Below are 12,020 nucleotides of genomic sequence, written 5' to 3' on the forward strand. Positions count from 1 at the left end.
GCCGCGTTGATCTCCCACCGCCGCCGCGCAGCGCGGACCTGCCGATGGGGTGACGCTCGGGTTGGCCGGAGTCGAGCGGTTCCGGCGCCGGACGGCCGTCGACCACGGCAGCGGTCTTCCAGCCACGGGCCGAGGCGTATGACTGGCTGGTTCGCAGGCTTCAGCCGCTGCGTTGTCGAGGAGATTTCGGCCGTGAAGCGGTATCAACTGCTCCGGTGGCGAGCTCCGTTGCAACCCCGTGAACGCTTCTTTAAGGCCCCGACTTCACCGGCCGGCCGCGACGCGGAACTGACTGCATGAGGCATTCACTGGAGCAGACGGCCACGCATGTTCGTTCGCCCCAGGGATGCCGGCCGACTCGCGTGGGCTGTCCCGGACCAGGCCGCTGCGACAGCGTACGGATGAAGGCCCTCCGCATCGCGTCGACGGCAAATAACCGGAATAACGCCCCTCTATTTGCACCTCGCAACACTTCGGCCAACCCTGCTCGGCCGAGAGAGCGGGGGCGATATTCACCACAAAAGGGATAGGCAGGCCTCTTTCCCCATCTCGCACCGGTCAGTCTCCCTCGTGTACGTTCCGATGGGTCACGGCGACGACTGACTTGTTTTGGCCTGCGCAGAGCCCTCCGGGAAACGGCGCACCATCGCCACAGGCATATACGGATTGGTTGGGGGAGGCGTAAAAGGCATGTCTGCACGACCCCTTGAGCGAGCCCAGAACCCCGGTGGCCGATGTACGGAGACGCCATGAGCGCCGGCCCGGCACCACATGGTCCCGGCAGGATTTTCCAGCGACCGGTCATGTGAACGTCGCTGATTTCCGGCTGCTTCCCTCTCGAATGAAGACCATCACCGATCGCGCTTCTCTCATGCCTGATTTCGCGGGCGTGTTACGCGCGTCGACTCACCATTGACGAATTCTAGGTTCGAAGGATGATGGCGAAACTCACGGGGTCCGAGGAATTGTCCCTGTCAGACATGCTGCGCGCTGCCACGGTGGCCCAGCCCGACCGGACTGCCGTCTCCTGCGGCACGGAACGGCTGACCTTTCGGCAGCTCAGTGAGCGCAGCAAGAACATGGCTCGCCACCTGCGGCAGCTCGGTGCGGTGGCGAACGAACCCGTCGGCGTCTTCATGGAACCGTCCGTCGACCTCATGGCGAGTGTCTGGGGCGTCCTGCACTCAGGCGCCGCCTATCTGCCTCTGTCGCCGGAGTACCCGGATGAACGTGTCCGCTACATGGTCGCGGACTCACAGGCGAAGGTCATCCTGACGGACGATTCCTTGGCATCCCGGCTCGCCGCGATGACACCACCGGGTACGAAGATCGTCACCGTCGCCCAGACCCGGGGCCACCTGGAGGCCGAACCGGACGCCGGTTCCACCACTGATCCCGCGCCCGCGCAGGGCCACAGCCTCGCTTACGTCATCTACACCTCGGGGAGCACGGGCAACCCCAAGGGCATCGGCATCGAACACCACAGCATCGCCGGCCAGATGCGTTGGCTCGCCGACGAACAGGGTCTGGACGAACACAGGACGGTGCTCCAGAAGACGCCCCTGAGTTTCGACGCGGCCCAGTGGGAGATCCTCGCGCCGGCCTGCGGCAGCAGCGTGGTGATGAGCGAACCGGGCGTCTACGCCGACCCCGGCGGGCTCATCGACCTGATCGCGGCGCACAGGGTCACCACCCTTCAGGGCGTGCCGACGCTGCTACAGGCGCTCGTCGACACCGGACGGCTGTCCGACTGCATCTCGCTCACCCACGTCTTCAGCGGGGGTGAGGCGCTCACCAGAAACCTGGCGACCGAGCTGCTCGACGCGTTGCCGGACGTGGCACTGGTCAACCTGTACGGCCCGAGCGAGTGCACGATCAACGCGTCGGCCCACACCGTGGACCGCGGCACCGTCCAGCACGGTCCCGACCACGTCTCCATCGGCAGGCCGGTCCGGGGCATGAGCTTCCACATCCTCGACCCCGCCCGTCGGCCCGTAGCACCCGGTGCATCGGGTGAACTCCACATCGCGGGACGCCAACTCGCCCGCGGGTACCTGAACAACCCCGAGCTGACCGCCGAACGGTTCATCACCAACCCGTTCTCCACCGATCCCGAATCCGCCCGCCTGTACCGCACCGGTGACCTGGCCAGGTGGAACGACGACGGAACGGTGCAGTTCCTCGGCCGTACCGACAGTCAGGTCAAGCTGCGCGGTTTTCGGGTCGAGCTGGACGAGATCAAGGTGTCCATCGAACAGCACGACTGGGTGAAGCGCGCCGCCGTCCTGGTCCGGGACGACACCAGGATCGGCGCCAATCTCATCGCCTTCATCGAACTCGACCCCCAGCGGGCCGCACTGATGGACCAGGGCAACCACGGCGCCCATCACCAGTCGAAGCGGAGCAGGCTTCAGCTCAAGGCGCAGCTGGCGAATCCGGGTGTTCGTCAGGACGACGGAACGGCGGTCGTCGAGCTGCCCGGACGCTCGGCGACGGCCCACCAGCGGCGCACCGTGTTCGCGCGCAAGACGTACCGGTTCTACGAAGGGGGCGAGGTCGGACGGGCCGACATCCTGGACCTGCTCGCCCGCCCCACCGGACGACCGGCCGCGCCCCGGGAGCCGGACACCCTGACGCTGTCCGAACTCGGCTCCCTGCTGCGCCACTTCGGGCAGTTCCCCAGCGGGGAGCGGCTGCTGCCCAAATACGGGTACGCCTCCCCCGGCTCGTTGTACGCCACGCAGTTGTACCTGGAGCTGTCCGGCATCGCGGGCCTCGCACCGGGTTTCTACTACCACCACCCGATCAGCCACCGGCTCACCCTGATCGGCCCGGCTCCGGTCGGGACGCCGAGGCTGCGCGTCCACTTCATCGGGCGCCGGTCGGCCATCGAACCCGTCTACCGCAACAACATCCAGGAAGTCCTCCAGTTCGAAGCCGGCCACATGGTCGGCCTCTTCGACCGGGTCCTCCCCGAGTACGGGCTGCGGATCAACGCCCGTCCGCCGGCGCCGGAGGTGAAGGACGCCCTGCGCTGCCCGGACGAGGACTACCACCTGGCCACGTACGAGGTGGAGACGGCCGCCGCCCCGGCCGTCCGCTCCCCGGTCGACCTGTATGTGCAGGCCCATCCCGGCCGCATCGCCGATCTGGACGGCGGCCAGTACCGGTACGACGGCGGCGCACTGCTGCGCGTGTCCGACGACCTGGTCCGCAAGCAGGACGTCATCGCCATCAACCAGGAGGTCTACGACCGCGCGAGTTTCGGGATCAGCATGATCGGCCGCGCGTCCGCGCCCTGGCAGCGCTACGTCGACCTCGGCCGGGAACTGCAACACCTGCAGATGAACGGCCTCGACCTGGGACTGATGTCCTCCGGCTACAGCTCGGAGACCGGCAACCCCCTGCCGTCCGCCCGGCGCATCGCGGACATCGTCGGCCTCGGCCCGGACACCGCCTCCTACTTCGCCGTCGGCGGCCGCATCAGTGCCGAGCAACGACTCAGCGAAGGCATGAAGGAGGACTCCGTCCACATGCGGGGGCCGGCCGAGATCGTCAAGGACAACCTCGCCGAATCCCTGCCTCCGTACATGGTGCCCAACCGGGTCGCCGTGCTGGACTCCTTCCCGCTCACCCCGAACGGCAAGATCGACCATCAGGCCCTGCGCGAGCTGGACAGGGCCGCCGTGGACGACACCGAGGCACCGGTCGTCCCCCCGCGCACGCCCACCGAGGAAGCCATCGCCGCGCTCTGGCGCAAGGTGCTCCGGCAGGAGCGGGTCTCGATCCGGGACAACTTCTTCGCGGCCGGGGGCCACTCGCTGACCGCGGTCGACCTGGTCGGCCGGATCAACCGGGACCTCGGCAGTTCCCTGCCGCTCCAGGTGCTGTTCGACGCGCCTACCATCGCCGAGCTGGCCAGACGCGTCGACCGTGAGCCCGCGACCGCGCTGCCCAGGCTCGTGCGGCTACGAGCGGGAGACGGCGGGCGGCCGGTCTTCTGCTGGCCCGGGCTGGGCGGCTACCCGATGAGCCTGCGGCTGCTGGCCGGCCGGCTGGAGCTCGACCGGCCGTTCCTCGGCGTCCAGGCCCACGGCATCAACGCGGGCGAGATCGCCTACCCGACGTTCGACGAGATGGTCGCCGAGGACATCGCGCTCATCCGACGGGTCCAGCCCGTCGGCCCCTACACCCTGTGGGGTTACTCGTTCGGGGCGCGGGTCGCCTTCGAGGCGGCCCATCGACTGGAACGCGCCGGAGAGCGGGTCGACGAGGTGATCCTGATCGCCCCGGGCAAGCCGCCCGTGGAGAGCCGCGGCGGGACGCCCACCGAGGCGGCGGTCAGCTTCACCGACAGCACTTTCGTCGCGATTCTCTATTCGGTGTTCGCCGGAAACCTCGACCGGTCGGCGGTCGACGCGTGTCTTGCGGCGACCCACGACGAAGAATCCTTCATCGCGTTCGTCTGCGGCCGGTTCGAGCACCTGGAGCGTGAACTGGTGCGCAGGATCGTCGGCGTGGTGCGGCAGACCTTCCTCTTCGAGTACGCGCCTCACGAACTGGCCGCGCGCAGCATCGCGGCGCCGATCACGGTGTTCCGGGCCGACCGCGACCAGAAGTCCTTCATCGACTCCGGACACCCGCTGTCACGCACGTCCCCCAGGATCAGCCAACTCACGGCCGATCACTACGAACTGCTGCGCGCCGACGGAATAGCCGAACTCGTCACCGCCCTTCAGGCCGCACGACTCCCCAGAAAGGCCATCGGAGTGCCTCACGTCAGCATCAAGCATTTCCCGAACAACCTCCAGGACGACCAGATCTCGGCACTCGTCGACGCGATCACCAGCGCGGTTCGGACCGCATTCGCGGTCGACGAAGGCGCCGTGTCGATCGCCCTCGAACCGGTGGCCCAGGACGTCTGGACCGAGCGGGTGTACATACCGGAGATCGTCGAAGGCACCGGAAACCTGGTCAAAGCCCCGAACTACTGAAACCGGCCATCGAATTCGACGGTGCCGACGGAAACCAGGACATGACGTTACGGAGGATCGCATGCGCAGGCTGATCATCAGGGCGAGGGAAGACCTCTCCGTGATCGTCGCGCGGGACCCGTCGATCCGCACCCGCGCGGAGGCGCTGCTGCATCCCGCGCTGCCCGCGCTGTGGAGCCATCGGCTGGCACATGTCCTGTACACCCGTGGGCACCGTCAACTCGCACGGATCCTGGCCTACCTGGCCCGCGCGACGACCGGCGGCATCGAGATCCATCCGGGCGCCACGCTGGGTCGGCGCGTGTTCATCGATCACGGCGCCGCGGTGGTGATCGGGGAGACGGCCGTGGTCGGCGACGATGTCACGATCTTCCATCAGGTCACGCTGGGCGCGGTCGGCTGGTGGCGGGACGGGCGCCGCGAGCCCGGTGCCCGCCGGCATCCGGTGGTCGGCGACCGGGTGGTGCTCGGCACCAACGCGATCGTGCTCGGTCCGGTCACCATCGGCGACGACGCGTTGATCGGCGCCGGTTCGCTCGTCCTGGGCGATGTGCCGCCAGGTGCCCGGGTGACGGCCCCCGCGGCCGAGGTCGTACAGCGGCTGTCGGCGGCGGACCGCGCGGAGGCCGACCAGTTGCTGCGCGCGCTGGCCACCTCCGGCTGCTGGTGACGGCCCGCCCGGTTCCGACCCCCGTTCATCGTCCGTCGTTCCCCGTTCGTCGTTCGTCGTTCCACCCGACCATGTGTCGGCACGCCATCGGAGGCATAGATGATTCACGTCGGTGTCGTGGAGAGCAACCTCTCCGGGTCCGGCTTCGAAGGCCTGCAGATCATCAAGGAACTCGACTGCCGCGTCACCTTCTTCACCCGCGACCTGGACCGGTATCTGCAAGTCCCGGGCGGGCCGGCCTACTTCGACGACTACGTCGACGAGATCGTCCACTGCGAGACGAACATCCTCGACGAGCTCCTGCCGCACGTGCACGCGGCCGGGGCCGAGCACCCCTTCGACGCGTTCCTGACCCTGGCGGAGTACGACGTGGTCGTGGCCGCCGAGGTGGCGGTCCGCCTCGGACTGCCCACGGTCAGCGTCGACGGCGTCGCGACGGCACGCAACAAGGCGTTGATGCGCCGGCGCTGCGCCGAACTCGGCGTCGCGATACCGGCGTTCCGCACCGTGCGGAATCCCGCCGAGGCCGCGGCGGCCGCGGCGGAGATCGGCCTGCCCTGTGTGGTGAAACCGGCCGACGAGACCAGCAGTGCCGACGTCCGGCTGGTGGACACCGCCGCGCAGGCCGCTGAACATGTCGCGCTGATCCAGTCCCGGGTGGAGAACACCCGCGGCCAAACCCGCTACCACGAGCTGATGGTCGAGGAGTACCTGAGCGGTCCCGAGGTCAGTGTGGAGGTGCTGGCCGACGGCGACCGGTACGAGGTGTTCGGCGTGACCGACAAGTCGGTCGTGGGCCAGGGCTACTTCGTCGAGCTGGCCCACACCTTCCCCTCCAGCCTGCCCGCGCCGGTGGTGCGCGCCTGCGGCGACCTGGCCGTGGAGGCGCTCCGCGCGGTCGGGTTCGACCTGGGCATGGCCCATGTCGAGATCAAGGTGACCGCGTCCGGGCCCAAGCTCATCGAGATCAATCCGAGGCCCGCCGGCGGCAAGATCACCTACCTCGTCGACCGCGCCCTCGGCATCCGGTCCCTGGAGCTGGTGGCCCGGCAGTATCTCGGGCAGCCGCTGCCGGCCCGGGTGCTGCCCGAGCGCCCGGTCGGCGGTGCGGCCATCCGCTATCTGACCGCGCGGCCCGGGCGAGTCGTGTCGGTCAGCGGCCGGCAGCGCGCTGCCGCCCTGCCCGGCGTCGAGGAGGTCGTCGTCAAGCCCAAACCGGGTTCCGTGGTACGGGAGTTGCGCCGCAACGGCGACCGCGCCGGTCATGTACTCGTGGTGGCCGAGACCGCCGAGCTGGCGGCGCGCACCGCGGAGGCCGCCGCGCAGGAGATCGGCATCCGTACCGAGCCGGTCGTCCGTCGCCCGGTCGCGGAGTCCCTGGTCGACCTGATCGGCGGTACGCCGCTGCTCCGACTGCCGGTTCACCGCATCGTGGACGGAGTCCCGGGCGATGCCGAGGTGCTGGCGAAGCTGGAGCTGTTCAACCCCTGGTCCAGCAGCAAGGACCGGGCCGCGCTGTCGATGCTGCGCGGCGCCGAGGAGCGGGGGCTGCTCACCCCGGGCGACGGCACCGTGATCGAGGCGACCTCGGGCAACACCGGTATCTCGCTGGCCGCGCTGGCGGCGGCACGCGGGTACCGCTGCGTCATCGTGCTGCCGGACAACGCCACCCAGGAGCGGGTGGCCATGCTCCGCTCGCTCGGCGCCGAGGTCGTACGGACCCCGCACACGGGCGGCTACCAGGCGGCGGTCGACAAGGCCGGGGAACTCCACCGGCAGACCCCCGGGTCGTGGTTCTGCTGCCAGCACGACAACCCGGACAACACACGGGCGCACTACGAGACGACCGGCCCGGAGATCTGGAGCGACGCCGACGGACGGATCGACGTGTTCGTCTGCGGAGTGGGCACCGGTGGCACGCTCAGCGGCGCGGGGCGGTACCTGCGCGAGAGTCATCCCGCGGTCCGGATCGTCGCGGTGGAACCGGCGGGCTCGCCGCTGCTGTCCGGCGGCGAACCCGGCACGCACACCATTCCGGGCTTCAACGGCGGTTTCATCGCGCCCACCACGGAACGCAACCTCATCGACGAGGTCATCGCGGTGTCCGACGTGGACGCCCTGGAGACCACCCGGCGGCTCGCGCTGCGCGCCGGCCTGATGGTCGGTGTCTCGGCCGGCGCCGTCGTCCACGCGTCCGGTGTCCTGGCCGCCCGTCCGGAGTACCGGGGCCGGCGCATCGTGACCCTGCTGCCCGACACCGGCGAGCGGTATCTGAGCCTGCTCGGTAGCGAGGCCGAGTCGGTTCCGGCCGGGCCTGCCCTCAGCGGCGGTGCCCGGTGACGGCGCCCGGACCCACCGACGACCGGCCCCGCCTGCTGATGGTGATGCCCTACCGCCAGTTCGTGCGGAAAGCACGGGCCGAGGGGTTCTGGGTCGGTGCGATCTGGGACCCCCGGCTGGAGTCGCCGGAATACCTCGACGACGTGCGCGCACTGGCGGACCTGTTCGTGTCGGTCGACTTCCAGGACCCGGAGCTGCTGCGCCGCACCCTTCGCGAGGTGGCCCGCGAGCACCGCGCGACGGTGATCTACCACATCGGCAGGGAGGAGACGATGGTCACCGCCCACGAGGTGGCCGAGGAGCTGCACGCCGAGCTGAACCCGGCCGCGGCGATCCGCTTCCTCGCCGACAAGCACGCGATGCGGGACCTGCTCGCCCGGCGCGGGATCTCCCCGGTGTCCTTCGAGGCCACACCGACGCGGCGGGAGGTGCCGGAGGCGGTCGAGCGGATCGGCTACCCGGCCGTGGTCAAGCCGACCGCGCTCGCCGGCAGCCGAGGCGTGTTCCTGTGGCAGGACGCGCGGGACCGGACGGCCTGGACCGCACTCGTCGACCAGTACGGCTACGACGGCCCGTTCCTCGTCGAGGAGTACCTGCGGGGTCCCGAATACAGCGTGGAGACGCTGAGCAGAGACGGCCGGCACCAAGTCGTCGGCATCACCGAGAAGCTGCTGGGCCCCCCGCCGCTGTTCGTGGAGGTGGGGCACGTCCATCCGGCGCCGCTGCCCCAGGACCGCCGGCGGGCCGTCGAGGAACTCACCACGGAGTTCCTCACGGCATGCGGGTACCGGTTCGGCCCCGCGCACACCGAGGTGATCTGGACAGCGCGCGGCCCGCGCGTCGTCGAGTCGCAGGCCCGGCTCGGCGGTGACCGCATACCGCGACTCGTCGAGTTGGCCACCGGACTCGACATCGAGCGGGCGATCTTCGCCGCCCTGGCGGACAGGCCGGCCGAGCCCGTCGAGCCGACGGCGACCGCGATCGTGCGGTTCTTCACCTTCCCGCCCGGCCGTGTCGGCGAGATCCATGGCCTGGAGAGGGCCGCTCGGCTCGGACACGTCGACGAGCTGAGCCTCCGGCTGCGCCCGGGCGACACCGTGCCCGAGGTCCGGGACTCCAAGAGCCGCCACGGGCACGTCATCGTCCTCGGCTCCTCTCCCAAGGAGGCCCAGGCCCGGTGTGCGGAGGTGCTCGCCGCCATCGAGGTCGTCATCGACGACAGGCCCGTACGAGCGGACGGTCGCGCCGAGGCGCTCGGGACGCCCGTTTGACTTCCTCCCCCGCCTAAAGGCGGTGGATTCCAGCGGTCACCCGCTGGGCTTCCTGCTTCACCGACGACCGCCCCGTCCGGGAGGACTCCCGTTGAGGTCTTACACCGTCTCCACAGGCAGACGCCGCCAGCCCGGCGGCCAGGATGTTGCGTGCCGCGTTCACGTCACGGTCATGCACACTGCCGCAGTCACACGTCCACTCACGGACGTTCAGCGGCAGCTTCCCGCAGATCGTGCCGCACGCCCCGCACAGCTTCGAGCTGGCAAACCAGCGGTCGACCACCACGAGTTCGCGCCCGTACCAGGCGCACTTGTACTCCAGCATGGAGCGCAGTTCCGTCCAGGCCGCGTCGGAGATGGCACGCGCCAGGGTGTGGTTCTTGATCAGGTTGCGGACGGTGAGATCCTCGATCACGACCGTTTGGTTCTCACGGACGAGCCGAGTGGTGAGTTTGTGCAGAAAGTCACGGCGGCGGTCGGCGATCCGAGCGTGGACCCTGGCGACCTTCCGGCGTGCCCTTTCCCGGTTGTTAGAGCCCTTGGCCTTGCGGGACAGCTCCCGCTGAGCCTTCGCCATCCGGCCCCGGTCGCGGCGCTCGTGCCGGGGGTTGGTGATCTTCTCTCCGGTGGACAGGGTCACCAGCGAGGTGATCCCGGCGTCGATGCCGACGGCTGTGCCCGTGGCCGGGGCAGGAGCGATGGTGTCTTCGCACAGCAGGGACACGAACCAGCGCCCCGCGCTGTCGCGGGAGACGGTCACCGTGGTCGGCTCCGCCCCCTCCGGGAGTGGGCGCGACCAGCAAATCTCCAGCGGCGTCGTCATCTTCGCCAGCGTCAGGCGTCCATCACGCCACGTGAAAGCGGAGCGGGTGTACTCCGCGCTCGCGCGGGACTTCTTCCGGCTCTTGTACCGCGGATACTTGGACCGCTTGGCGAAGAAGCTCCCGAACGCCGTCTGAAGGTGGCGCAGTGCCTGCTGCAGCGGGACGGAGGACACCTCGGCGAGGAAGGCGAGTTCTTCGGTCTTCTTCCACTCGGTCAGCGCGGCGGAGGACTGGAGGTAGGAGACACGGCGCTGCTCGCCGTACCAGGCATGGGTGCGCTCCTCCAGGGCCAGGTTGTAGACCAGGCGAACACAGCCGAACGTACGCGACAGCGCCGCTGCCTGCTCGTCCGTCGGATAGAAGCGGTACTTGAACGCCCGCTTCACGTGCTGCGCCATACCTCACATCCTCTCACTTCCTGTGCAAGCGCAGGGGTACGACCGCCGGTCGACAAACGCCGAACCGCCCTGCTGGCGACTCGGCCTTCCCTGCCCTGCTCCGCAGGAGTCCGTTCCCGCCTCGGCCCGAAGGCCGGGGTATCCACGGAGGAATTCCGATGAGCGCCGTCGGTCACCAGTCCCCCCACCCCGAAGAAAGGCAGTGACCATGCAGTGGTCCAACCCGACGACCAGGAGGTCGCCATGACCACCTACGCCAGCGACGCACAGGTGGTGTTCGTCGGCTACAACGCGGCCTACCTGCGCGCGATCGACGGGAGCGTCCCCGGCGGGTCGGTCGTGGTGATCGAGGAACCCGACATCATCCGCAAGCGGGAACTGCGGGACGCGGCGGCACGCTTCGACTGCCTGGACCGGATCGTCCCGGCGAGCTACCAGCAGTCGGCCGAGGCCCTCGACCTGGCGGCCGAACTGACAGCCGCGCGCCCGGTGGCCGCCGTCGTCCCGGGTCTGGAGTACGCGGTGCCGGCCACGGCCGCGCTGGCCGAGAAGCTCGGGCTGCCGGGCGCGACCGAAACGGCCGCGCGGGCGCTGCGGGACAAGGTCCGGCTGCGCGAGGTCTCCGGCGCGGGCGGCGTCCGCAATCCGCGGTGGCGCGAGGTGCACGGCCCCGCGGACATCCTCGCGTTCGCCGGCGACGGTCCGGTGGTGGTGAAGCCGGCGAACCGGCAGGCGAGTGTCGGCGTGCAGCTGCTGGACTCGGTCGACGCCACCACCGCGGCGCGGGCGTGGGAGCGGACGTCGTCGGCGGCCGAGTACGAGCAGGTGCCCGACCGGCAGCTGGCGTGGCGCTTCCTCGCCGAGGAACGCCTGCGAGGTCCCGAGTACAGCGTGGAGGCGCTGGTACGGGAGGGCGAGATCGTCTTCGAGAACGTCACGGCCAAGACGGTCGTCCCGGGGCCGTATCCCGTCGAACTCGGTCATCTGCTGCCCGCTCCGCTCGACCGGGACACGCAGACCGCGTTCGCGACGGCCATGCGGGCGCTGGTCGCCGCGATCGGCTTCGGGACGGGCATCCTGCACGCGGAGTGGATCCTGACCGAGTCGGGCCCGACGCTGGTCGAATGCGCCGGCCGCTGCCCCGGTGACTACCTGATCGATCTCATCGACCTGGCCTACGACACACGGATCAGGCTGACTCTCATCGACCTGTTGGCCGGCCGTCCGGTCACGCTGCCCCCGTCCGCGCGGCAGACCTCGGCGATCCGGTTCCTGGCCGCCGAGCCGGGCACCGTGACAGGGGTGGCCGGGGTGGACACAGCACAGGGGTTGCCCGGCGTGCAGGTCGCGGAGGTGGATGTCGAGCCAGGCCAGGAGGTCAGGCCGTGGGCGTCCTCCTGGGACCGCGCCGGGCATGTCATCGCGACCGGGCCGGACGCGGACACCACCCGTCAACGCGTCCTGGACGCGGACGCCGCCATCCGCATCGCTACCGATTGAGGAGAACATGTCTGTTCTGTGGC

The 12,020-nt window shown here is 69.6% G+C and carries 6 protein-coding genes and 1 pseudogene; 6 read left to right on the forward strand and 1 reads right to left on the reverse strand.

Translation table 11 applies throughout. The features are described from left to right. Positions 1-980: 980 nt before the first annotated feature. From IE275_RS33890 to IE275_RS33910, 5 genes and pseudogenes are all read left to right on the forward strand, one after another. The gene (locus IE275_RS33890) at positions 981-4,994 is read left to right on the forward strand and encodes an amino acid adenylation domain-containing protein (protein WP_229870855.1); all 4,014 of its coding nucleotides are present in this window, start codon (positions 981-983) and stop codon (positions 4,992-4,994) included. Positions 4,995-5,055: 61 nt separating this feature from the next. Further along, positions 5,056-5,664 carry a serine O-acetyltransferase EpsC gene (gene epsC, locus IE275_RS33895; protein ID WP_189716321.1) on the forward strand — a complete coding sequence of 203 codons (609 nt, stop codon included), beginning with the start codon at positions 5,056-5,058 and terminating at the stop codon, positions 5,662-5,664. Between the two features lie 99 nt (positions 5,665-5,763). Next, positions 5,764-6,717: pseudogene (locus tag IE275_RS33900) on the forward strand (ATP-grasp domain-containing protein); the annotation flags it as partial. 27 nt (positions 6,718-6,744) lie between these two features. Continuing rightward, the gene (locus tag IE275_RS33905) at positions 6,745-8,004 is read left to right on the forward strand and encodes a pyridoxal-phosphate dependent enzyme (protein WP_373299343.1); all 1,260 of its coding nucleotides are present in this window, start codon (positions 6,745-6,747) and stop codon (positions 8,002-8,004) included. Continuing rightward, positions 8,001-9,275, forward strand: coding sequence for an ATP-grasp domain-containing protein (locus IE275_RS33910; RefSeq protein ID WP_189716322.1), 1,275 nt, complete (start codon positions 8,001-8,003; stop codon positions 9,273-9,275). The genes IE275_RS33905 and IE275_RS33910 overlap by 4 nt, the downstream gene beginning before the upstream one ends. Positions 9,276-9,288: 13 nt before the next feature. On the opposite strand, the gene IE275_RS33915 is transcribed toward IE275_RS33910, so the two are convergent. Further along, complete coding sequence (locus IE275_RS33915) at positions 9,289-10,497, reverse strand: RNA-guided endonuclease InsQ/TnpB family protein (protein ID WP_189716324.1); 1,209 nt, start codon at positions 10,495-10,497, stop codon at positions 9,289-9,291. A 243-nt stretch (positions 10,498-10,740) separates the two neighbouring features. On the opposite strand from IE275_RS33915, the gene IE275_RS33920 reads away from it, so the two are divergent. Beyond that, positions 10,741-11,997 carry an ATP-grasp domain-containing protein gene (locus IE275_RS33920; RefSeq protein WP_189716326.1) on the forward strand — a complete coding sequence of 419 codons (1,257 nt, stop codon included), beginning with the start codon at positions 10,741-10,743 and terminating at the stop codon, positions 11,995-11,997. Positions 11,998-12,020: the final 23 nt, after the last annotated feature.

It is taken from the genome of Streptomyces phaeofaciens (assembly GCF_014648915.1).
Classification (GTDB): Bacteria; Actinomycetota; Actinomycetes; order Streptomycetales; family Streptomycetaceae; genus Streptomyces; species Streptomyces phaeofaciens.